General features: G+C 67.1%; 16 protein-coding genes. 8 read left to right on the forward strand and 8 right to left on the reverse strand.

What is annotated here, in order from left to right; genetic code table 11:
- Positions 1–3 precede the first annotated feature (3 nt).
- Together LNV23_RS01445 and LNV23_RS01450 are read left to right on the forward strand one after the other, a co-directional pair.
- A complete protein-coding gene (locus LNV23_RS01445; protein ID WP_263561308.1) occupies positions 4–1,602 on the forward strand; it encodes a DUF4139 domain-containing protein in 1,599 nt (532 codons plus the stop codon).
- A 133-nt stretch (positions 1,603–1,735) separates the two neighbouring features.
- Complete coding sequence (locus LNV23_RS01450) at positions 1,736–2,458, forward strand: PEP-CTERM sorting domain-containing protein (RefSeq protein ID WP_263561309.1); 723 nt, start codon at positions 1,736–1,738, stop codon at positions 2,456–2,458.
- A 21-nt stretch (positions 2,459–2,479) separates the two neighbouring features.
- Here LNV23_RS01450 and LNV23_RS01455 read toward each other — a convergent pair whose 3' ends face one another.
- Both LNV23_RS01455 and LNV23_RS01460 read right to left on the reverse strand, forming a co-directional pair.
- Positions 2,480–5,308, reverse strand: a complete 2,829-nt coding sequence (locus tag LNV23_RS01455; RefSeq protein ID WP_263561310.1) for a serine/threonine-protein kinase — start codon at positions 5,306–5,308, stop codon at positions 2,480–2,482.
- A 2-nt stretch (positions 5,309–5,310) separates the two neighbouring features.
- Positions 5,311–6,564, reverse strand: coding sequence for a glutamate-5-semialdehyde dehydrogenase (locus LNV23_RS01460; protein ID WP_411910532.1), 1,254 nt, complete (start codon positions 6,562–6,564; stop codon positions 5,311–5,313).
- Positions 6,565–6,925: 361 nt separating this feature from the next.
- Here LNV23_RS01460 and LNV23_RS01465 point away from each other — a divergent pair, with 361 nt between their 5' ends.
- Positions 6,926–7,279 carry a hypothetical protein gene (locus tag LNV23_RS01465; protein ID WP_263561311.1) on the forward strand — a complete coding sequence of 118 codons (354 nt, stop codon included), beginning with the start codon at positions 6,926–6,928 and terminating at the stop codon, positions 7,277–7,279.
- 58 nt (positions 7,280–7,337) lie between these two features.
- Here the strand turns inward: LNV23_RS01465 and LNV23_RS01470 are convergent, their stop codons facing one another.
- Complete coding sequence (locus LNV23_RS01470) at positions 7,338–8,075, reverse strand: SDR family NAD(P)-dependent oxidoreductase (protein WP_263516514.1); 738 nt, start codon at positions 8,073–8,075, stop codon at positions 7,338–7,340.
- Between the two features lie 159 nt (positions 8,076–8,234).
- Here LNV23_RS01470 and LNV23_RS01475 point away from each other — a divergent pair, with 159 nt between their 5' ends.
- Complete coding sequence (locus tag LNV23_RS01475; RefSeq protein WP_263561312.1) at positions 8,235–8,651, forward strand: BlaI/MecI/CopY family transcriptional regulator; 417 nt, start codon at positions 8,235–8,237, stop codon at positions 8,649–8,651.
- Positions 8,644–11,175 (forward strand): M56 family metallopeptidase, encoded by a 2,532-nt coding sequence (locus LNV23_RS01480; protein ID WP_263561313.1) that lies wholly within the window; start codon positions 8,644–8,646, stop codon positions 11,173–11,175. The genes LNV23_RS01475 and LNV23_RS01480 overlap by 8 nt, the downstream gene beginning before the upstream one ends.
- Before the next feature lie 10 nt (positions 11,176–11,185).
- Here the strand turns inward: LNV23_RS01480 and LNV23_RS01485 are convergent, their stop codons facing one another.
- From LNV23_RS01485 to LNV23_RS01495, 3 genes are all read right to left on the reverse strand, one after another.
- The gene (locus LNV23_RS01485) at positions 11,186–12,178 is read right to left on the reverse strand and encodes an AEC family transporter (RefSeq protein ID WP_263561314.1); all 993 of its coding nucleotides are present in this window, start codon (positions 12,176–12,178) and stop codon (positions 11,186–11,188) included.
- Positions 12,179–12,240: 62 nt separating this feature from the next.
- A complete protein-coding gene (locus LNV23_RS01490) occupies positions 12,241–14,097 on the reverse strand; it encodes an ATP-binding protein (protein ID WP_263561315.1) in 1,857 nt (618 codons plus the stop codon).
- A gap of 169 nt (positions 14,098–14,266) precedes the next feature.
- Positions 14,267–16,948, reverse strand: coding sequence for a DNA topoisomerase III (locus LNV23_RS01495; RefSeq protein ID WP_263561316.1), 2,682 nt, complete (start codon positions 16,946–16,948; stop codon positions 14,267–14,269).
- A gap of 144 nt (positions 16,949–17,092) precedes the next feature.
- Between LNV23_RS01495 and LNV23_RS01500 the strand changes: the two genes are divergently transcribed.
- The 3 genes from LNV23_RS01500 to LNV23_RS01510 are packed head-to-tail and all read left to right on the forward strand — an operon-like array spanning position 17,093 to position 19,270.
- Positions 17,093–17,602: an SET domain-containing protein gene (locus LNV23_RS01500; RefSeq protein WP_263561317.1), complete on the forward strand. Its 510-nt coding sequence runs from the start codon at positions 17,093–17,095 to the stop codon at positions 17,600–17,602.
- A gap of 30 nt (positions 17,603–17,632) precedes the next feature.
- Entirely contained in the window at positions 17,633–18,523 is an 891-nt protein-coding gene (locus LNV23_RS01505) for a biotin--[acetyl-CoA-carboxylase] ligase (RefSeq protein WP_263561318.1), read from the forward strand.
- A 21-nt stretch (positions 18,524–18,544) separates the two neighbouring features.
- On the forward strand, positions 18,545–19,270 hold the full coding sequence (locus tag LNV23_RS01510; RefSeq protein WP_263561319.1) for a hypothetical protein: 726 nt from the start codon (positions 18,545–18,547) through the stop codon (positions 19,268–19,270).
- Positions 19,271–19,315: 45 nt separating this feature from the next.
- On the opposite strand, the gene LNV23_RS01515 is transcribed toward LNV23_RS01510, so the two are convergent.
- Positions 19,316–22,126, reverse strand: coding sequence for a S8 family serine peptidase (locus LNV23_RS01515; RefSeq protein ID WP_263561320.1), 2,811 nt, complete (start codon positions 22,124–22,126; stop codon positions 19,316–19,318).
- A gap of 238 nt (positions 22,127–22,364) precedes the next feature.
- The gene (gene gap, locus LNV23_RS01520; protein ID WP_263561321.1) at positions 22,365–23,363 is read right to left on the reverse strand and encodes a type I glyceraldehyde-3-phosphate dehydrogenase; all 999 of its coding nucleotides are present in this window, start codon (positions 23,361–23,363) and stop codon (positions 22,365–22,367) included.
- Positions 23,364–23,423 lie beyond the last annotated feature (60 nt).

The raw sequence follows: 23,423 nt of genomic DNA on the forward strand, positions 1-23,423 counted from the left end.
ATCATGAAACACAAGCTCCCGAACTTCTGCCTCTGTCTTCTGCTGCCGGGCTTGGCCATGGCGCAGCTGCCGAACGCCCCGATCAGCCAGGTGCTGGTCTACCCCGGCGGCGCCACGGTACAGCGCACGGCCACTGTGGCCACCGGTGCGCGCGAACTCGTGGTCCGCTGCCTGCCGGCCCGCTTCGAGGCCGACTCGCTGCAGGTGCAGGCCGATGCTGGCATCCAGATTGGCGAGATCAGCATCCAGACCTTGGATCGTGTCCGTGCCCCGGAGTGCAATAGCAGCCCGCTGGACCAACGCATCCGCGAGCTGGAGGATCAGCGCGCCGCACTGCAGGCCGAGAACGAAGCGCAAGACATGGCCCTCGGCTTCCTCAAGAACTATGGCGGCAACGAGAGTGCAGGCAAGCCGACTGCGCCCATCGCCTCGACCGTGGACGCGCTTCGCCGCAGCGGCCAGGACGCGCTGCAACGCAAGCACCAGCTTTCCCGCCGCCTGCAAGACATCGACGAGAAGCTCACACCGCTGCAAGCCGAACGTGACCACCTGATTCAAGCCAACCCGCAGCTGCGCAGCGTGCGCATCAACCTGGCCGCGACTCGCACCGGCGAGCTGCGCCTGAGCTACCGCCTGAATCAAGCAGGCTGGAGCCCCATCTACCGCGCCCACCTCGACACGCAGACCCAGCAGCTGCGCTTAGAGCGCCTGGCGCAAGTGGCCCAGACCAGTGGCGAGGACTGGAACGGCGTGGCACTGCGTCTGAGCACCAGCACGCCACGCGGTCAGAGCGGCCTGCCTTCGCCCTACCCATGGACCCTGGACATCCTGCCACCCATCTCCGCACGCGAAGTTCAGGTCACGGGGTCGCGCATGGCCGCGCCGGCAATGGCCGCAGCGGCGCCCGCGCCAGCCTTTAAGTCGGACGCCGGTGCCTTTGAGGCGATCGCCCTGCCCAACTTCGACATCAGCGCTCAGCAAGGCGAGTACAGCGCCGAGTTCGAAGTGCCCGGCCGCGTCAGCGTCAACAGCGACGGTCAGCGCGTCAGCTTTGCGCTCGGCAGCGAGAAGTTGGCCGCCCAGGTCTTCGCCCGCGTGCAGCCACAGCAGGACCGCCAGGCCTATCTGCTGGCCGAGCTGAGCCGCCCCAGCGGAAGCTGGCCGGCCGGCGCGCTGCAACTCTTCCGCGACGGGGCCTTCATCGGCAACAGCCAGCTGCAGCTGGGCAGCGAGGAAAAGTTGGAGCTCTTCTTCGGCCGCGACGAACTGCTGCGCTTGGCGGTGGAGCCGCCGCAAAAGGACGGCGCCGAGCGCGGCTTCATCGGCAGCCGCAACGAGCAGAAGATCCGCCGCGCCTACCTGGTCGAGAACCTGCACCGCCAGCCCATCCAGCTGCAGCTGATCGAGCCCTCGCCCGTGGCCCAGCACGAGGACATCAAGGTGCAAACCCAATTCAGTCCTCCGCCAAGCCAGCAGCGCTGGAAACAGCTGCCCGGCGTGATGGCGTGGCAGCTGCAATTGGCGCCTGGCCAGAGCCAGCGCTTCACGGCCGAGTATCTGATCAGCACGCCCAAGGATGCGCGGGTGAGTGGATTGCGCTGAAGCTGCGCTGGCAGGCCAATGGACAAAGGGCAGATTCCCCGGATCGGGGGGGGCCGCTAGGGTAACTGCGCATGACAGCGGCATGACAGGCCAGAGACACTCCGCGCACTTCAATGCCAGGGAGAGAGTCTCGATGAAAACCCGTGTCTGCCAACTGATTGCTGCCGCCTGCCTTTTGATGAGCCAGGCTGCCTGGGCCGAGCTGCCCCGTGGCAGCCTGACGTTTTTGCAGCCCAAGGGCACGGTCAGCACGACCGAGACCATTGACATCTGGCTTCGGCTGACGCTGGACGCAGACTCCCCGGCGTTCAGCTTCTCCAGCGAGCCCCTCACCGGCATCTCACCCACGGATTTGCCGCATGAGGGCTTCTACCACGACCCGATCACGGGTAACACCACACAGAGCGTCTTCGCGCGAATTGACAGTGTTTTCCTCAGCGCCTCGATGACCTTGTCGGGCAGCGAGTTCGCAGGCTACGACTTCCAATTCGCCACGATCTACAACCCGCAACTGCCGGGCCCCACCTACCAGAATCACTTCAATCTGGCCCCCGGCCAAAGCTACGACTACCTGTTTGGCCGCTTCACGCCCAAGGCGGGTGGCGCACCGGAAGGCATCGTCAATCTGTTCCAGACGTCGATGACGCTGCAGTACACCGGCGTGGATGCCCAGGGCCGGGTGCTGTACGCCGCCGCCCAGCCCGTCATCGCATCGAGCTGCGAGAGTGGTGACTGGGCCACTTGCGGCTTCACCCGCACCGTCACCGCCGTGCCCGAGCCCAGCAGCTATGCCTTGATGGGCCTGGGCCTGGCCGGTGTGCTGGGCCTGGCCCGCCGCCGCCGCGCCACGGCCTGAGCTCAGCCCCAGACCACAGGCTCAGAACCAACCGCCCAGGTCCGCCCGAATCTCGGGCGGATGGGCGGCATTTTCTTGCAGGCCTGCTTTCAGGGCGCTCCGCGCCTGGCGGGCGGCGCGGCTGTCGCTGGCGGGTGCATCCAGCTGCGCTTGCATCAGCTCCTGCAAGGCATCGAAGGGGTGACCGGCCGGCATTTGCGGCGGGCGCGCCTCGCGCGCCGCAGCCAGCGCCTTGGCTACATCGGGGGCGCCCATCATCACCAGGGTCAAGGCCAGGTCCAGCCGGGCTTGCCAGAGCGGCGGCACCTGGCGATCCGGGCTGGTTTCCAGCAGGTCCACGCGCCGGGCCAACAGAAGGCGGCTGCCGGCCAGATCTCCTCGGGCGCGCAACAGTTCCCCTTCGGCCTGGGCCACGCGACTTTCCAGCCAGAGGTCGCGATCGAGGTGCAGATCGGTATCGCCACGCAAGCGTGCGATGGCCTCGCCCGCCAAGCCCAGCTCGCCCAGCAGCAAGCCGCTGCGCGCCAGGGCCAGCCAGGCTTCGGCCCGGCTCACGCCCATCTGCGCCCGGGTCGACTCAATCTCTTCCAGCAACTCAAAGGCCTCGTTGCGCAAGCTCGCCGCCGGCGCCGCGCCCGCCTGTGCGCGAGCCAGCAAGAGCGAGGCCTTGGCGGCCGTCCGGGCATTGAAGGGCGCGCCACTGCCCAGGGTGTTGAAAGCCTGGCGGGCCGCCAGGGCCTGGGCATACTCGGCGCGGTCGCTGTGATAACGGGCAATCTCCGGGTACATGAAGGCACGCATGGAGTTGCCGCGGCCATGCAGACGGTCCATCTCCTCGCCCAGCGCTTGGGCACGCGCCTGGACACCTTCGTACTTCCCTGCGCGGATATCCATGGTCAGGATGTTGCGACGGATGGCCAAGGCATGACGCAAGTTTTCCTTGGGCGGGTTCTGCAGCGCCGGCTCGGTCAGGCGCAGCTGCTCCCTGGCCTCGCCGATGCGCCCCTCGCCGGCCAGGCGCACCGCCTCGACCATGTGATGGAAGGTTCGGTAGAAATGACCCTCAGGGTAGAGCAGGCGCACCAGCTCGCCTGCTTGATCCAAGGCCGCTTTCGCCTCGGCCAGGCGCCCGGTTTTCATATAACCATTGGCCAGCGCATAGTGGATCTCGCGCATGCGGTCGGACTTGGGGCCATGCAGGCGCGCCACGCGCTCGCGCAGTGGCTCCAGCTCGGCGACCACGAGGTCGTGCGGCCCGGTGGGCACGTGAATCTGCGCCAGCTTGATGTGCGCGTCCACCGTGCGCTCATCATCCTCACCGTAGAGCTGGGCGGTCAGGGCCACCCATTCGCGGGCCAGGGGCGCGGCCAGGTCGTAGCGGTCCAGCGAGGCATAGGTCTGAGCCAGCACCGAGAGCAAACGCGCCTTGGTCGCGGGCTCGTCCTGGAACTTGCCGGCCAGCTCGCTGCGGCTCTTTTCCAGCAAGGCCATCACCGTGGGTGCCTGGCCGCCGTGAACATCGGGGCTGGCACTGCCCAACAACTCGGTCAGGTAAAGCGTCACCTGGTCGGATTCCCGGGCCGCCGCTTGCGCCCGGCGCCATAGGTCCAGGCTCACGCCCAGACCCAGCAGCACCGCAAAAGCCAGGCCGCCGGACAAGGAAGCCGCAAGAGCATTGCGCCGCAGCCAAAGCCAAATCCGGTGGCGCCAATCCTCGCGGCGAGCGCTGACCGGCCGGTGGCGCAGCCAGCGCGACAGGTCCTCGATCAAGGCGCCGACGGCCGGGTAACGCTCCTCGGGCAGCTTGCGCAAGGTCTTGGCGACGATGGCCTCCAGGTCGCCCCGGGCACGCTCGGCATCGAGCGGGCGGGCACCGACCGGTGCATCCGCATCTGGGGCCTGGGTCAGCAAGGCCCCCAGGCGCGGCGCGTCCTGGTGCAGCAGCGCATATTCAATCGCTGTGCGGCTGCTGCCGGCGCTGTAGAAGGGTAAGCGCCCCGAGATCATCTCGAACAGCAGCACGCCGAGCGAAAACACATCGGCCGCCACGCCGACCGGTGCACCACTGAGCTGTTCGGGCGAGGCATAGGACAAGGTCAAGCCGCGGCCGCTGACGCGGGTCAGATGGCCCGGGTCTTCTTCATCGAGCAAGCCAGCGATGCCGAAATCCAGCACCTTGACTTCGCCCTCGCTGCTGACCATCACGTTCGAGGGTTTCAGGTCGCGGTGCACCACCAGCTGGGCATGGGCATGCTCGACGGCCTGAGCCACACGGATCAGCAGCGCCACCCGCGAGGCCAGCGTCGGGCACTCGGCCCGCACATGCTCGCCCAGATTGTGACCAGCCACATACTCCAGCACCAGATAGGGCACACCGTCAGCGATGCCAGCATCGAGCAAGCGCGCAATGCCGGGGTGCTTGAGCCGGGCCAGCACTGCCCGCTCGCGCGCAAAGCGCTGCGACAGCGGCGCCTGCTGCAGATCGCTGCGCAGCAACTTGACCACGACCTCCTGCTCATACAAGCCATCGGCACGGCGGGCCAACCAGACCTGGCCCATACCACCCTCGCCGATCTTGCGCAGCAGCTGCCAGGCCCCCATGCGCTGGCCGCTGAGCGAAGGGGCGTCCGTGATTTCGTCCAGCGCTGGCGCCGCACTGCCGGCAGGCGACATGGCGGGCGCAGGGAACTGGGTCTCCGCCTGCTGCATCAAGCGCTGCGCCAGCTCTGAGGCCAGGGCCTCATCACGCGCCGACAAGGCGGCCAGCCAGGGGCCACGCGCGACATCAGCCAGGCTTTGGGCCTGGCGCAGTAGCACGTTCAGCTCGGTCTGGCGGGCGTCTTCGCCCATGCTCAGCGGCGGACTTCGCCCTGTCCCAGTACCACCCACTTGAGCGAGCTCAGGCCTTCCAGGCCGACCGGGCCACGGGCATGGAGCTTGTCGGTGGAGATGCCGATCTCGGCGCCCAGACCGTACTCGAAGCCGTCGGCAAAGCGCGTGCTGGCATTGACCATGACGCTGGCCGAATCGACCTCGCGCAGAAAGCGCATGGCATGGGCGTGATTGCTGGTCAGGATGGCGTCGGTGTGATGCGAGCCGTAACGATTGATGTGTTCGACGGCCTCATCGAGGCTGTCCACCACCTTGATGCTGAGGATGGGCGCCAGATACTCCTCGCTCCAATCGGCCTCGGTCGCCGGCTTGATCACGGCGTCAGGGATGGGGCCCAGCAAGGCCAGGCTGCGCGAGCAGCCACGCATCTCCACGCCCTTCTCGGCCAGCAAGGCGCCGATATGGGGCAGGAAGTCCGAGGCGCTCTCGGCATGGACCAGCAGGGATTCGGTGGCATTGCAGGGGCTGTACTTCTGGGTCTTGGCGTTCATGACCACGGTCAGGGCCAGGTCGAAGTCCACCTCGGCATCGACATAGCAATGACAGTTGCCATCGAGGTGCTTGATGACGGGAACCTTGGACTCGGCGCTGATGCGCTCGATCAAGCCCTTGCCGCCGCGCGGGATGATCACGTCGACATGCTGGGGCGCCGTGATCAACAGGCCCACCGCGGCGCGGTCGGTGCTGGCAATCAGCTGCACGCCCTCGGCCGGCAGGCCGGCTTCGCGCAGCGCGGCCGCCACCAACTCGGCCAGGGCCAGATTGGAATGAATCGCCTCGGAACCGCCGCGCAGGATGCAGGCATTGCCGCTCTTGATGGCCAGGGAGGCGGCCTCGATGGTGACATTGGGCCGGCTCTCGTAAATCATGCCGAACACACCCAGGGGCACGCGCATCTGGCCGACGCTGATGCCGCTGGGGCGGCGTTTGAGGCCGCTGATCTCGCCGACCGGGTCGGGCATGGCGGCGATCTGCTCGCAGCCCTGGGCCACAGTCTCGATCACCTCGGGGCTCAGCTTCAGGCGGTCCAGCATGGGGCCGTCCAGGCCGGCCGCGGCGGCTGCCTTCAAATCACGGGCGTTGGCGGCGGCCAAGGCAGGCCCGGCATTGCGCAGGCGCCGGGCCAGGCTCAGCAAGGCCTGGTTTTTGGCGGCGGTGGAGGCCGCAGCCATCAGGCGCGAAGCCTGACGGGCAGCCTGGCCCACGGTGTTCATATAGGCAGGCAGATCCTTGGCGGCCAAGGCGGCCAGAGGGGAAACAGTGGGTGTCGAGCTCATCCACTCATTCTCCGCGATGTGTTCGCAAGCCCCACGAAGGCGGCCTTCGACAGTCCCCATGCCATTGCTCACGGGTTGAGAAATCGCCAGGCGCACAAGGGTTGCACCTGATTGCCGAGGGCTTGAGATCACCGCCGGTTTGACGCCACCGTTCATCCCGCTGACCTGCAGATGGTCGCTTCGAACTGGAAGTTCATCGCGGCGCGCTGTCGCTTCTGCGGCGGACTTTCTACAGTGACTCCATCGACTTTCCACCCCGTGCCGGAGTCGGCACACAGCGCAGCAAAAGGCCCACACCATGAAGCACTTCAACACCGCACGCACCCTCACCGCCGCCAGCCTGCTGGCACTCGCCGCCTTCGGCGCGCAGGCCGCCGTGCCGAGCAGCGAAGAGAACGGCCCGGTCCGCCAGGTCTGCCCTCAGATCGACAGCAAGATGCAGCAAGCCCTGGACCGCGGCGTTCAGAAGCTCAACAACGGCACCCTGGCCCGCGTCGAATTCACCGTCAAGGGCGACAAGATCAGCCAGGTGCGCCAGCAGAATGTCCCGACCGAGATGCGCCGACAGGTGTACCAAGCCATGCGAGAACTCAAATGCCAGAGCAATGGCGAACAGGCGCTGGCCTTCAATCTCAATTTGCTGCCGAACTGAGCAACGGCAAATCCAAGACGCTGAGCTAATGAATTAGCCTGGCGCCTTGATCAATACACTAGAACTGGACATGGGCGGTCGAACCGCCATCGACATACCAGTTGGCGCCGGCCACAAAGCTGGCCGCCGGGCTGGAGACAAAGCAGGCCACCCGGGCGATTTCGTCCGGGCGGGCCAGCCGCTGCAGCGGGTTGCGTTGCAGCACCCGCGCATAGAGCTCGGGCTCCTGCTCCTGGACACGACCCCAGAGGCCACCTGCCACCCAGGTATCTCCCGGCGAGACCGTGTTGACACGCACCTCCGGCAGAACGCGTGCCGATAGCGATTTCATGTAATGCGCCAGGGCCGCCTTGGCGGCGCCATACGCCGCGGAGTTCGGTGCCGCCAGCGACCCGGCCTTGGACCCGATATAGGTGAGGGCGCCATGCTTGGAACGACGCAGCAGCGGCAGGGCGGCTTCGGCACAGCGCACGGTCGCACGCAGATCCACGTCCAGCGCTTGCGACCAGTCGCTCGACAGGGCGCTGACATTGAGCACCAGGATGTCCAGCGTGCCCAATTCTTCCAGCCAGGCCTCAAAGGCCCCGGGCTGGCAGACATCGAGTGCTCGGGCCTGCAGCGTGCCGGGCAGACCGGCCGATTGCAGCTCGGCCAGACAGGCCTGCAAACGCTCCGGCTGACGGGCACAGAAGGCCACCTCGCAGCCCTCGGCCGCGAGGGCACGCACGATGGCGGCGCCAATACCTGCCGATCCACCGGTCACCACGGCCCTCAAGCCTTTCAGTCCCAGATCCATGCGCACTCCCCAGCTTCAAATGCCGCGGCATGCGGCCTGCTGGCGCCATTCTGTGCCAGGTCGCGAGCCCGCCGGTACGCGCAGCGCACCAAGCCGCTTGCGCGGTTCGCAGCACTCAACTACATTTGTAGTACGACATCTGTAGTAGAGACCAAGTCCATGTCCGAAGACAAAAGCGAACTGAGCCTGAGCGAGCTGCAGCTGAGCCTGATGCGCGTGCTCTGGCAGCGCGGCCAGGCCAGCACGGCCGAGGTGGCCGAAGCCTTGCGCGCCGAAGGCCGGCCCCTGGCCCACACCACCGTGGCCACCTTGCTGCAGCGCCTGGAAAAACGCGGCCTGCTGGCCTGCGATCGCGATGCCCGCGCTTTGGTCTACCGCCCCTGCGTGTCCGAACCCGAGGTGCAGAAGTCCATGGTCAGCGGCCTGCTGTCCAGCCTGTTCGCCGGCAAGGCCAGCGCCCTGCTCAGCCATCTGCTGAAAGCCGGCGACATCGCCGACGAGGACATGGCACAAATGCGCCGCCTGCTGGCCAAGAGCAGCCCTGCCAAGAACAGCAAGGATGGCGGCCATGACTGAGCCCCTCAGCTTCAACGGCCCCCTGCTGCTGGCCGGCCTCAGCAGCGGCCTGCTCAACTACCTGCTGCACAGCAGCCTGCTGCTGTCCGGTGCCTGGCTGATCGAGCGCAGCGCCCACCTGCGGCCGCGCCTGGCCTCGCATCGCGAGACGTTGTGGCGCCTGGCTTTCTTCGGCCCGGTGCTGACGGCCGGCCTGGCCACGCTGCTGAGTTGGAGCCCGGCGCCGGCTCCGCCGGAGGCCGCGCCGCCTGCGCTTGCGAGCACTCAGATCAAAGACCTAGCCCTCCTTGCTCCGCGCGAGGTGCCGTCTGCCACACCGGTACGTGAACTCGCGCCCACCGCAAACCCGGTGATTCACGTGCAGAAGCCGCCGCAAGCACCACGCCAGCGACTGCAACTGGCCCCCGATGCCAGCGCCGCCGTGGCTGCCCTGGCGGCGGCCTGGGCGCTGTTGGCCGGGCTGGGCCTGCTGGCCACCGGCCTGGCCTGGTGGCGGCTGCGTGTGCTGGCTCGCCGTCTGCCGCGCCTGGACGATGCCGATCTGCACGGCTGCCTGCAGACGCTGGCCCGGTCCGCTGGCCTGCCGACCCCGCCTCTGCGGCTCAGCCGCGCTGAGTGGTCCAGCCCCCTGATCGCACCGGGCGGCGCCATCTGCCTGCCCGCCTGGGCCCTGCAGCTGCCTCACGCCCAACGCGAGGCCGTGCTGGCCCATGAACTGGCGCATTTGCGTCGGCGCGACCCTGCCTGGCGCCTGGCCGCCCAGTTGCTGAACCAGCTGGCCTGGCTGCAGCCCCTGAACCGCCTGGCCCTGAGCCGGCTCGACGCCCTGGCCGAACAAGCCTGCGACGCCTGGGCCACCGCCCGACCCAGCGATGCCGCCCGCGAGCAGGCGCGCCGCGCCTTGGCGGAAAGCCTGTACCGCTGTGCCCAAGAGCTGCAGCAGGCAGCGCGCCCGGCGCGGCGCCTGCAGCTGCTGAGCCGGATGGCGGCCACCGGCCGCTCGCCCCTGCTGGCCCGCATCGAAGCATTGATGAAACCTGCCCCCACCCCGCAAGGAGACCCAATCATGAGCCCCAACCCTGAGCCCTCCACCGCCCTGCCCCCACCCGAACTCTGGCGCAAGCGCCTGCTGGTCGGCGGCCTGACGCTGTGCGTCCTGGCCCTGCCCTTGCTGGGTGTGGGCCACAGCCAGCCCCTGGATTTGAGCCGCCTGCAGCACCTGGGCGAGCAATTCGAGCTGCATCTGGGCGTGGGCTCGACGTCCAGCATCCGCATCCGCAACAGCAGCGCCTCGCAGAGTCTGGACATCCGCCTCAGCGGCCAGATGCGCTTCAACGCCGACCAGACCGAGCTCGAAAGCCTCAGCAAGGGCCGACTGGTGATCGACGAGCAGCGCAGCGGCTGGCACCGGCGCGCGGTCTACGAACCCGGCGAGAAAGGCGGGGCACCGCGCCTGAGCTACAGCCTGGACGGCAAGGAGCAGGCGTTGGATGCTGAAGGCCAGGCCTGGCTACGCGAACGCATGGCCCTGGCCGGCGAGAGCCTGGAAGGCAGCGACAAGCGCATCCAGAACCTGCTGGCGCAAGGCGGGGTGACGCGCGTGCTGGCCGACATCCAGGCGCCGAACATCGAAGACCATCGCCGCCGCAGCCGCGTCCAGGCCCTGCTCAAGCAAGGCCCGCAGAGCGAGAGCACCTTGCAAGCCCTGATCCGTGTCAATGAAGGCATGGACTCGGATTTCGAACGTCGCCAGCTGCTGCAAAGCCTGATCGAGAAGCAGACCTTGAGCCCGGCCCTGCAAGTCCAGTTGCTGCAAAGCCTGCACAACTTGAGCTCGGACTTCGAACGCCGCCAGGTGCTGGAGACCCTGTCCGCCACGCTCAGCGCGGAGCCTGCCACGCTGCAGGCCTGGCTGCAGGCGGTGGACGGCATGGACTCGGACTTTGAAAAGCGCAGCGCCATCGTCGACATCGTCGAGCGGCAGTCGCCCGCGAGTGGCCTGCCCACCTTGGCCGCAGCCCTGCAGGCCAGCCTCAGCCTGAGTTCTGACTTCGAGCACCGCAGCGCCCTGGAGGCCGTGGCCCAGAAGCTGCCGCGTCAGGCTGCGCTGGACGCGCCCGCCGAGGCGGCGCTCAAGGCCTACAGCGAATCGGCCCGCCGCATCGGCAGCGACTTCGAACGCCGCATGGCCTTGAGCGCCCTGCTGGAAGCCGGCGTGCACCAGAAGGCCGCGCTGCTGGGCCTACTCGATGCGACACGCAGCATCGGCTCCGATTTCGACCGGGCTGAATTGCTCAGCGCCTTGGCAGCGCACTTGCCGGCCGATGCCGAGCTGGTGGCCAGTTATCGCCAGGCAGCCCGAGGCCTGAGCGAACATGAGCGTGGCAAGGCAGAGGCCGCACTCGACCCGGTGGTGGACCGTCTGGCCAAGGCCGTGCCCGCCCCCGCCGCCCCAGCTGCTGCCAGCACGCACCTCAAGCCGCCCAGCCCGCCGCGCCCGCCGGCCGCCCCCTCGCTGCCCTGAGGCAGGCGCCTCAAGCTTGGATGCGCTGCAACAGCGCCAGCCACAGCGGCGCCGTCAGCACAAAGACCAGGGTCGAGACCACCACGGCCGCGGTGGTCTCGCCCTCCTGGCAGCGGTAACGCTGGGCAAAGATCAGGGCGTTGGAGCCGGTCGGCAGGGCCGCCATCATGACGATGACGCCCAGCGGCATGCCGGCCAGGCCGAGGCCCCAATGCGCGAACACCAGCACCAGGGCCGGGAGCAGGAGCAGCTTGGCTGCCACCAGGCCGAGCACCGCGCGCCAGGTCCGTGGCCAGCCCAGATAGGCCAGGGACATGCCGATCAGGGTGAGGCACAGCGGCACCACGGCCGTGCCCAACATCTGCAGCACTTCGTCCAGCACCGCAGGCAGGCGCAGACCGAGGGCATTCCAGCCCAGGCCCGCCAACACCGGCAGCACCACCGGGTGAATGACCGTGTTGCGCACCGTGTTGAGCAGCAGCGCGCCCAGACCCGTGGGCGCTTGCTGGCTGCGTGCGCGCGCCAGATCCAGTTCCACCAGCAGGGTCAGCACGGTCAAGATGCTCAGCGCATGCAGGCTGACCACCGTGATGTGAATGGCCAGGCCGGCCTCGCCGAAGACACCGGCCGCCAAAGGCACGCCGACCTGCAAGGTATTGCCGAAGGTGGCGGTGATGGCCTGCACACTGGGCACGGCCGGGCCCTTCACGGCCGCACCGCGCCAGCGCTGGAAAGCATAGATCGCCACCAGCAAACCCAGCACCGGCAGGAAAAACGCTGCCAGGGTCAGCCAGGGCAGGCTTGCAAAGTCCACCCGCGCCGTGGTGCGGAACAGCAGGGCCGGCACGAAGATGTAGAAGGCGACATTCGACAGCACCCGGGCCGGGTCACCGCCGCTGCCGCCGGCGTCGGCATCGCCGAGCCAGCGCATGCGACCGACAAACCAGCCAATGGCCACCGCGATCAAAATCGCCAGCAGCTTGTTGAAAACGATCCAGCTCATGGTGGCCGAGTATGCCGCCGCTGGCCGCAGCCTCGCCCGGGCCCTTCAGCCTGAGAACTCCGTCAGTGGGTGGTCGGCAAGTCCAACTCGAACTCGAAGACGCTGCCGTGGCCCAGTTCGCTGTGCACGCGGATCTCACCGCCCATCTCCCGCACCAGCTGCTGGCTGATGGACAGACCCAGGCCCGTGCCACCCAGGCAACGCGCGTCTTCCGCGACCTGCTCAAAGGGCTGGAACAGGCGGTCCAGCATGCGCGCGGCGATGCCGATGCCGGTGTCGTGGACAGCAAAGCCGATGCGGACGCTGTGGTCCTGCGTCGAACGCAGGCGCACTTGCAGGCCGAAACTGCCGGTGTCGGTGAACTTGACGGCGTTGGAGAGCAAATTCATCAGCACCTGGCGCAGACGCTGTCCATCGACGAGCACGCGCGCGGGCAGTTGGGCGGCCACATCGACATCGAAGACCAGACCCTTTTGCTCGGCGCGCAAGCGCACGCTGTCTCCCACCATGTCCAGCAATGCGCGCAGATCCACCGAACTCGGTTGCAGGCGGACCTTGCCGGCCTCGATGCTGGCCATGTCCAGCACATCGGTGATCAGGCTGAGCAAATGCTCGCCGGCATCGCGGATCTGCCCCACCTTGGCCAGTTGCGCGGTGCTGAGGCTGTTGTCCATCTGCAGCAACTGGCCAAAGCCGAGGATGGCGTTCAGGGGCGTGCGGAACTCATGGCTCATGGTGGCCAGAAAACGGCTCTTGCTCTGGCTGGCGCTTTCGGCGCGCAGCTTGGCCTCGCTGAGCTCACGGGTGCGCTCGGTCACCACGTCCTCCAAGTGATCGCGGTAATGGGTGAGTTCCTGTTCGGCGATGCGGCGCTGGGTGATGTCGCTGACCATGCCTTCGATGCGCAGGCCTTGACTGCCGCCACCGGGCACCACATGGATGCTCAGCTCCACCCACAGCTGACGGCCCTCATTGGTGGCAACCAGCATGGGCACCTGCTGCAGCAGGCGGTGGCGCTGCAGGGCCATGGCGATGCGTTTGAACTCCTGCGCCTCGATTTGCACCAGGCTGCGCAAGCGTCGGCCGACGCTCAGGGCCTTGGCCGGCGTGCTGAAACCCAACATCTGGGCCAGGGCACGGTTGAGGCTGAGCAAGCGGCCGCGAGCGTCGGATTGGAAAATGCCTTCGGTGGCGTTCTCGAACAAGCTGCGGAAACGTTCTTCACTCAGTTGCAAGCCCTCGGACGAGGCCTGCAGGCGTGCGCTCATGAGGTTGAACTGCTCGGTCAGCAAGCCGATCTCGTCGCTCCGCTCGACCTCGGTGCTGGCGCCCAGCTGACCCTCGGCGACCTGGCGCGCCATCTGGCCCAGCCTTTGCACGGGGCGCTTGACCAGGCGGTAGACCAGCACAAAGCTGGCCACCAGAACCGCCGCCAACATGGCCGCCAGCAGGCTGGCGACAAAGCGACGCATCTGCGCCACCTGGGCGTGGACACGCTCGCGACTGAGCACCAGGGTGGCCTGGGCGACCACGGTGGGCGCCACATCGGGCGCCGCTTGGTAGCTGACGTCGAACTGCCGCCGCAGGGGGTCAAGCGCCGCCTCGCTGCGCTGCCGGCGCATGGGCTCAGAGTTGACGCCGACCGGGCGCAGCTCGATGGCATGAACTTCGGGGTCGGCCATCACCGCATCGAGCAGATGCTTGATGGCGATGTTGTCGAGATTCCAGATCGGCCCGGCAAAACCCAGGGCGACCAGGCTGGCCATGCGTTCCTGGCGTTGCGCCAGCGCCTGGTTGAGCTCCTGCTCCTCGCGCGCGGTCCAGTACCAACCCAGACCCAGGGCCAGCAGCCCTGCAGCCAGCGCAATGCCCAAGACCAGCCGAGACTGGATGCCGAAGCTCACTCGCACAGGGGCCATGCATTCACTCCTGACCAAGGCCGAACCGAGACCCTGCGCTGCACGCTCCCAAGCGTGCAGGCTGAGCCTAACTCAACTGCTCTGCGCATCAGCATAGCGCCTTTGCCTTGGCGCGCAGGAGAGGGGCGGCCCCAGGGGCCGCACGCACAAGTTGCAGAACCCGGCCTGTTCAGGCGCTCTTCTTGGCCGCAGCCTTTTTGGCCGGAGCCTTCTTGGCGGCCACTTTCTTGGCCGCGACCTTCTTGGCAGGCGCGGCGGCCTCGCTGGCGGCCGGCTTGGCCGCAGCGCGGGCCGGCGCACCCGGCTTGGCTGCGCGCGGCTCGAACTCGAACATCACCTTGCCGGCCTTGGCATCAAAAGCCAGGAAGGCCTTGAACTTGCGCCGGGTCTTGTTGGAGACGAAGTTCTCGAGCAGCGCGGTCTTGCCCTCGCTGAGCAGCTTTTGCATCTGGCTGATCTCGATGGGCTGCTGCAGGATGATCTTGCCGCTCTTGAAGTCGCAGGTGATGGCGGCGCCGACGGCATGCTCGCAGACGTAGTTGCTGCCATGCTCGAAGACCCGCCCCTGGCACTTGGGGCAGGCGCCCAGCGAGGTCTGGGCGCTGAAGTCCACCGCCTCGCCATCGCCCTCGCCGTTCTTGCCGTCGTCGCCGAAGTCGAACTCGAGCTTCCAGTTCTGGATCTCCTCGTCGAAGACCAGAGCCAGCTCGGCGGTGAAGGGCCAGCCGGCCTTGGAGCGGAAACCTTCCAGCGGGCCGATCTTCTTGTCGGCCAGGAACTGTTCCACCTCATGCAACTCGAAGCTGCGGCCACCGGGGATCTTGCCGATGGAGAAGCCGCAGCCCTCCGAGGCGCCATCCTTGCCGGTGCAGGTGAAGCGGCGGTAGTTCTCCTTGACCACGCCGCTGCACTTCGGGCAGGGCGTCTTCAGCGTGGCGTAATCGCCGGGGATGGTGTCACGATCGTATTCCTTGGCTTTTTGCACCACGCGCTCGGTCATGGCGGCGATCTTGGCCATGAACTCGTCGCGGTTCAGGCGCCCCTTTTCCATCTCGGAGAGCTGGAACTCCCAGTCGCCGGTCAGCTCGGGCTTGGTCAAGTCCTTGATGTCCAGGCCACGCAGCAGGGTCATCAGTTGGAAGGCCTTGGCCGTGGGGATCAGCTCGCGGCCATCGCGCAGCATGTATTTTTCGGTCAGCAGACCTTCGATGGTGGCGGCGCGGGTCGCTGGTGTGCCCAGGCCCTTTTCGGTCATGGCCGCGCGCAGCTCTTCGTCGTCGATCAATTTGCCGGCGCCTTCCATGGCCGAGAGCAGGGTCGCTTCGGTGTAGCGGGCCGGCGGCTTGGTGGCCAGGCTCTTCACATCGACCGACTCGGTACGCACCACCTCGCCCGGGGCCACGGCCACCAGATTGGCGTCATCTTCCTGCGCCTCCTTGCCGTACACAGCCAGCCAGCCCGGCTTGACCAGCACCTTGCCATTGGTCTGGAAGTTCAACTCCTTGCCCGCCGCCTTGACGGTGCTGATGCGGGTGGTGACCAGGAACTCGGCCGGCGGGAAAAACACGGCCAGGAAGCGCTTGACCACCAGGTCGTAGAGCTTGGCTTCGATGTCGGTCAAGCTCTTGGGCGCTTGCAGGGTCGGGATGATGGCGAAGTGATCCGAGACCTTGCTGTTGTCGAAGACTTTCTTGGTCGGCTTGATATAGCCCTCGTTGAGCGCCTTGCGGGCGTGGCCGGCCAGCTCGCGCAGCGGGCCGGGCAGGTCCTCGCTGGCGATCATCTCGGCAGTCTGCTTGGCCACGGCCAGATAGTCCTCGGGCAGGAAGCGCGAGTCGGTCCGGGGGTAGGTCAGCACCTTGTGCTTTTCGTACAGGGCTTGGGCCAGGGACAGCGTGGTCTTGGCCGAAAAACCGAAGCGCGAGTTGGCCTCACGCTGCAAGGTGGTCAGGTCGTAAAGGCCGCCACAGCTGCTGGTGGTGGGCTTGCTCTCCTCGCGCACGTTGGCCGGCTGGCCCTGGGCGGCGGCGGCGATGGCGTCGGCATCGGCGCGGTTCCAGATGCGGTCGGCGCGCGCTTCGGCGTCCTCGCCCTTCTTCCAGCTCGGGTCAAACCACTTGCCTTCGTACTGGCCGGCCTGGGCATCGAAAGTGCCGCGCACTTCCCAGTAGTCACGCGCCACATGCTTGCGGATCTTTTCTTCGCGCTCGACGACGATGGACAGGGTCGGCGTCTGCACCCGGCCCACGGTGGTCAGGAAGAAGCCGCCGTCGCGCGAGTTGAAAGCCGTCATGGCCCGCGTGCCATTGATGCCGACCAACCAGTCGGCCTCGGAGCGGCAGCGCGCGGCATCGGCCAGCGGCATCATCTGCGCATCGCTCTTGAGTTTGTCAAAGCCATCGCGGATCGCTTGCGGCGTCATCGACTGCAGCCACAGGCGCTCGACCGGCTTGTTGATCGCGGCCTTGGCCGTGCCGGCGTATTGCACGATCAGGCGGAAGATCAGCTCACCCTCGCGGCCCGCGTCACAGGCGTTGATCAGGTGGGTCACATCTTTGCGTCGGATCAGCTTGACCAGGGCATTCAGGCGGCCCTTGACCTTGTCGATGGGGTTGAGGTCGAAGTGCGGCGGGATCACGGGCAGATTGGCAAAGCTCCACTTGCCGCGCTTGACGTCGAACTCCTCCGGCGCCTTGATCTCCACCAGATGGCCGACCGCCGAGCTGACCACGAAGTCCTCGCTCTCGAAGTATTCATCGTGCTTGTCGAACTTCCCGGCCTTGGGGGTCAGGGCGCGGACGATGTCCTGCGCCACGGAGGGCTTCTCGGCAATGATCAGTGTCTTGCTCATGATGGTGATGAACTTCTCTACTCGTGTATTTCGACGCCGGCCGGAGCACCTGGCTCCGGCCTGCCTACAATCCGGCCTCGCGCACGCCCATGCACGTACATGCACGCGCGCACACCCATGAATTCAATGTAACCACAACTTCCGATGACGCAAGCCGCCCGCAAAAAGTCTGCCCCGGCCCCGGCCGTACTTGCCAAGCCCAGCGGCAAGGGTCGGCGCATCCAGGTCAGACATTCGGGCGTCCATGGGCGCGGAGTCTATGCGCTGGCGCCGATCAAGGCCGGCGAAGTCATCATCGAATACACGGGTGAGCTCATCAGTTGGGACGAGGCCATGGAGCGCCACCCCCACGATCCCAAGCAGCCCAACCACACGTTTTACTTCCATATCGAGGACGGCCGCGTCATCGACGCCCTCTACGGCGGCAACAGCTCGCGCTGGATCAACCACTCCTGCGAGCCCAATTGCGAGACCGACGAAAGCAATGGCCGGGTTTTCATCAAGGCCCTGCAAGACCTGTCCCCCGGTGAAGAGTTGTTTTACGACTACGGTTTGACCATCGACGAGCGCTACACGCCGAAGCTGAAGAAAGAGTTCGCCTGCTACTGCGGCAGCCCCTTCTGCCGTGGCACCATGCTGGCGCCTAAACGCTGAGTTATGTCGCTGAGTTATGTCCCGCCGCCCATGAACCCCACTGACAGCCCGCACCAAGACTGGCAAGCCGAGGCCCTCTGGCAAGTCCTGACCCCCTTGCTGCCCGGCATCAGCATCGAAGTGCTGGCCCGCACGGCCTCGACCAACAGCGCCTTGCTGGAAAGGGTGCGCCAGCAAACCCAACAAGGCAGCGAAGCGCGCTATGGCCGGCGCGCCCACGACATGCTGCCCTGCCTGCTGGTGGCCGAGCACCAAACTCATGGCCGCGGCCGCCAAGGCCGGGCCTGGCTGTCCAGCCCCGGCGCCTCGCTGACCTTCTCTCTGGGTCTGCCCATGGAGCTGAGCGACTGGTCGGGGCTGTCCCTGGCCATCGGTTGTGCCATCGCCGACGCGCTCGAGCCCGCCGCGGCCTTGGGCGGGCAAGCACTTCCGCGCCTGCAGCTGAAGTGGCCCAATGACCTCTGGCTCGATGGCCGCAAGCTCGGCGGCATCCTGATCGAAACCGTGCCGGCCGGTGCACAGCGCATGGCCATCATCGGTGTGGGCCTGAACATCCACAGCTTGGCCGCGGCCGAAGACGGCCACGGCAGCTCGGCCTTCAACACCGGCTTTGCGGCGTTGGAAGAGCTGGACCCCAGCCTCGACGCGCCGGCCGTGCTGGCGCGCATCGCGCCGGCCATGGCGCGCTGTCTGGTCGATTTTCCACACGGCGGCTTTGCCGGCTGGCTGACGGCCTACGCGCGGCGCGACCTGACCCTGGGCCAGGCCGTCAGCGCCGGCAGCCTGGAAGGGCTGTCGCGCGGCGTGAGCGCCGACGGCTGCCTGCTGCTGGAGACCGCACAAGGCCTGCAAAGCGTCAGTGCCGGCGAAGTCAGCCTGCGCCTGTCCAGCCCATCTTCCCCTTCAACCCTGACGACCTGAAGCCACACGCCTGCCCACACCATGCTGCGCGCCCTGCTTGCCCTCCTGCTGATCCTGAACGCCCTGTTCTTCTCCTGGACGCGCGGCTGGCTGGACGGCGTGGTCGGCGTCAAGGCCACGGGCGACCGCGAGCCGCATCGCCTGGCGGCACAACAGACGCCCGAACGCATCGAGTTGCTCAGCGCGCAGGCGGCCAAGTCCTTGCAGCAGCGCGCCTGCGTCGAGCTGGGGCCTCTGGAAGGCGATGCGGCCCTGCTGGCCGCACAGAACGTGTTGGCCGGCGCCGGCGTGCCGGCCAGCGAATGGCAGGCCCTGCACAATGAACAAGCCGGCATCTGGGCGGTGACCACGACCCGATTTGCCAGCAAAGACCTGCAGACCCGCAAGGAAGAAGTGCTGAAGAAGGCAAAAATCAGCTACGAGCCACTGAGCGGCGTGCCGGCCGAGATGCCGGCCCTGCTGCTGAGCCGTCATGCCAGCGAGAAGGCCGCCGCCCTGCAAATGGAGCGCCTGTCGCAGCGCACCATCAAAGCCTTGCAGGTCCTTCAGTTGCAGGCACCACTGAAACGCCACAGCCTGGTCTTTGCCCAGGCCGACGGCGCGCGCCGGGCCCAACTGCGCAGCCTGAAGAGCCCGGCCCTGGCGGCCGGCTTCAAGAACTGCAATGCGGCCGCCCTGGCTGCGGTCACCGCCGCTTCGGCTGCATCGGCCACTGCACCCGCTCCTCCGACCAGCGGCGGACGCTGAACTGAGCCAGGCCCTGAGGCCACGCTCAATCCTCCACTGTCCTCGTCAGCGAGGGCGCTGCGGGCCCGCCCGCAAGGCCCAAGCGGCCAGAGCCAGCAGACCCAACCACCAGACACTGAAGGCGCCACCGCCGCCACCGCCCGAATTGCTACCCGGGGTCGGCGTGACGACGACCGGCGCGGCGGCCACCGCAAAGCTCTGGCTGACCGGCGCGGCCGCAGCGAAGCTGCTGTTGCCAGCCTGGCTGGCCGTCAGCGTGCACGTGCCCACCGCCAAGAGCGACACGCTGTTGCCACTGACGCTGCAGACCGCCGTGCTGCCGGAGCTGTAGCTGACGGGCAAGCCGGAGCTGGCCGTCGCTGCCAAAGCCGGCGCGGCGGTGCCCAAGACCTGGTTGGCGATGGCGGGGAAGCTGAGGGTCTGCGGTGCCAGCGCCACATTGAAGCTGCGCGCCACATCGGCGGCGGCCTGGTAGCTGCTGTTGCCGGCCTGCTTGGCAAGCACCGTGCACACGCCTGAGCTGAGCAGACTCAGGGTCGTGCCGCTGACCGAGCAGACGGTGGGCGTGCTGCTCTCGAAGCTGACCGCCAAACCCGAGCTGGCCGTGGCACTGAGCGCCGGCGCCGCCGTGCCCATCTGCTGGTCGGCCAGCGCCGGGAAGCTCAGGGTCTGAGCGGCCGGACCGACCGTGAAGCTGCGGCTGAGCGAGGGCGCAGCCGCAAACACCGCGTTGCCGGGCTGGCTGGCCAGCACGGAGCAGATGCCGCCGGCCAGCAAGCTCAAGCTGCTGCCGCTGACCGAGCACACGGCCGGCGTGCTGCTGCTGAAACTGACCGCCAGGCCGGAGCTGGCCGTGGCCAGCAGCGAGCCAGGGGGCTGACCGAACACCAGGCCGGTCGGGGCCGTGAAGCTGATCGTCTGCGCAGCGCTGCCTAGCGCCGTGACACTGATGCTGCGCGTCAGGCTGTGGACCGTGCCGAGATCATCGGTCAGCTGCACGCTCACGCTGAAGCTGCCGGCGCCGCTGGGGGTCAAGGTCACCGTCTGCGTGCTGGCGCCCGAGCTGAAGCCGCTGACGATGCCGCCGCCGGCGCTCAAGCTCCAGGCGGCGCTGGCGATGCTGCGACCGCTGCCCAGCGTGCTGCCGCTGACGCTCAGGCTGAGCGCTTGGCCGGCCAGCGGTGCTGCCGGATTGCTGCTGATCTGCAGCGCTGCGCCGTTGGCGGCACGCGCTGCGGCCACGGCCGCGCCGGCGTCCAGCATGCCGGCACCGCAGGTGCTGGTCGTGCAATAACACTCATCCTGGGCGGTGGCGGTGGGCGCCGTGCATTGGGGAATGCCGGCGGTGCCGCCGCTGGTGGCAAAGGGCCGCGCGGTGCTGCGCAAGGCGCTCAGCACCTCGGCCGGCGTCATGCTCGGCCGCACCGACAGCATCAGGGCCACCGTGCCGGCCACCACCGGGGTCGAGAAGCTCGTGCCCACGGAAGCGCCGTTGTTGGTGTAGGACGAGTCCCCGACCACCGGCGTGGTGGTGCCGCTGTTGGTGGTGCTGAACATGGGGTAGAGGCAGGCGCCCGTCAAATTGACGCAGTTGCCGCCCGGCGCAGCAATGCCGACCTCGGGGCCGATGCTGGAGAAGCCCACCTTGCTGCCGACATGGCGCAGGCCGGTGACCGTGATCACGCCGGGGCAGTTGCCGGGCAGGCCGACGGCCAGGCCCTCGCTGTTGCCGGCGGCGACCACGATGCTGGCGCCGCGCGCCGTGACCTGGTTGATGGCGTCGCGGTAAAGCCCACCCGTGCCCGTGCTGCCACAGGCGCCGCTGCCGCCCAGGCTCATGTTCAGGACCTTGGCGACATTGGGATTGGCGGGCAGGCCCGGCACCGCGATGCCGGCCGACCATTTCATGGCAGCGATGATGTCGGAGTCATAGCCCCCGCATTTGCCCAGCACCCGCACTGGCAGGATCTTCACCCCCCAGGCGACACCGGCCATGCCCACATTGTTGTTGGCCGTGGCGGCGATCAGGCCGGCGACGCGCGTGCCATGCCAGGAGCTGTTGCCGATGTCCGTGGCGTCACAGGCGCTGCCCAGGGTGCCGCCGTTGATGTCGGCCTGGCTGACCCAATCGCCAGGGTCGGAGGCGTCGGCATCGGCGCCGTCGCCGTCATTGGCCGTCGCTGTGGCCTGGCTGGACGAGGAGCTCAGGCCCACCATGTCGTAGCCGCCGACGATCTGCCCGGCCAGCTCGGGGTGGTCTTTGCGGATGCCGGTGTCCAGCACGGCGACGATGATGCCGCTGTGGCCAGTGTTGATGTCCCAGGCGGCCGGCGCATTGATGCTGGACACCACCTCGCCGGGCACCGAGCTCGGCGTTTTCAGATACCACTGGCCGACGCTGGGGCCGCTGGGCAGGGCGGTGCTGTAGAACGGATCGTTCGGCACACGGGTGTGGCGGCGGCGTTGATCCACCACCGCCAACTCGACTTCCGAATCCAGCGCCAGTTGCTGGGCCAGCGCCGCCGAACTGATGCCGCTGGCAACGATGACATGGGTGCGCTCATCGAGGCTGCGCAGGGCGCGCAAACCCTGGCGGGTGCGCGAATTGAGGCCGCTGCGCATGCCCAGACCGGTGGCCCGGGTCTGCGCCACATCCTGGGCCGCTGCGCGGCTCATGGAGACCGACAGGGCCTTGGCGCGCACGCTGGCGGCGGCCGGCTTGAAACGAACGATCACGCGCGCCTGGGCTTCGTTGCTGGAGGCTGGCAATGTCGCCGCCAGGCTTTGCGCCGGCGCGCTGGGCGCCCAGATGCCGGCCAGCAAGATCAGGCTCAGGCCGAGCGTTGAGAGTTTCATCAAGGGCAAGCTCCAAGGCCGGGAAAGTCAAATGAAGAAGGCGGCCAGCCAGCAGTTTAGGGCGGGCAGTGCGGGGCAATCGTAAAGAATAGATTCCTGCAGCCCCGCTTGTCGACACATGGGAAAGCGGCAGCCGGCGCGCCGATCGGGCGCAAAAAAAAGGGCCTTGCTGTTGGCAAGGCCCTTTCCCTTGTGTCATGGCGAGCTGCACCGAAGTGCAGCCCCCCTCGCGCCCGCTTTACTTGGCGATCACGCGCACCATCTCGAGCACCTTGTTCGAGTAGCCCCACTCGTTGTCGTACCAGGCCACCAGCTTGACGAAGGTGCTGTCCAGAGCGATGCCGGCGTCGGCGTCGAAGATGGAGGTGCGGGCATCACCGCGGAAGTCGGTCGCCACGACCTTCTCTTCGGTGTAGCCCAGCACGCCCTTCAATGCGCCTTCCGACTGGGCCTTGAACTCGGCGCAGATGTCCTTGTAGGACGCTTCGCTGTTCAGCTCCACAGTCAGGTCCACCACCGACACGTCGGAGGTCGGCACGCGGAAGCTCATGCCGGTCAGCTTCTTGTTCAGCTCGGGGATCACCACGCCCACGGCCTTGGCAGCGCCCGTGCTCGAAGGAATGATGTTTTCCAGGATGCCGCGGCCGCCGCGCCAGTCTTTATTAGACGGGCCGTCAACGGTCTTCTGCGTCGCGGTGGCCGCGTGCACGGTGGTCATCAGGCCGCGCTTGATGCCCCACTTGTCGTTCAGCACCTTGGCCAAGGGGGCCAGACAGTTGGTGGTGCACGAAGCGTTGGAGATGATGGCTTGGCCGGCGTAGGTGTTGTGGTTCACACCGAACACGAACATCGGCGTGTCGTCCTTCGACGGAGCCGAGAACACCACCTTCTTGGCGCCCGCAGCCAGGTGCTTCTCGCCCGAGGCCTTGTCCAGGAACAAGCCCGTGGCTTCGACGACGATGTCGGCGCCGACTTCGTTCCACTTCAGGTTGGCGGGGTCACGCTCTTGGGTCAGGCGGATGGCCTTGCCGTTGACGACCAGGGTGTTGCCGTCCACCGAGACTTCACCGTCGAACTTGCCGTGCACGCTGTCGTACTTGAGCATGTAGGCGAGGTAATCGGGCTCGAGCAGGTCGTTGATGCCGACCACTTCGATTTCCTTGAAGTTGGCGATGGCTGCGCGGAACACCATGCGGCCGATGCGGCCGAAGCCGTTGATACCGATCTTGATCGTCATGTCAGTCTCCTAGAGAAAAAACAAAAAAACTCAAAACAAAGAAATCAAAAAGGGGTGCTC

Source organism: Kinneretia sp. DJ1R-11, assembly GCF_025717595.1.
In the GTDB taxonomy this organism is placed as follows: domain Bacteria; phylum Pseudomonadota; class Gammaproteobacteria; order Burkholderiales; family Burkholderiaceae_C; genus Paucibacter_A.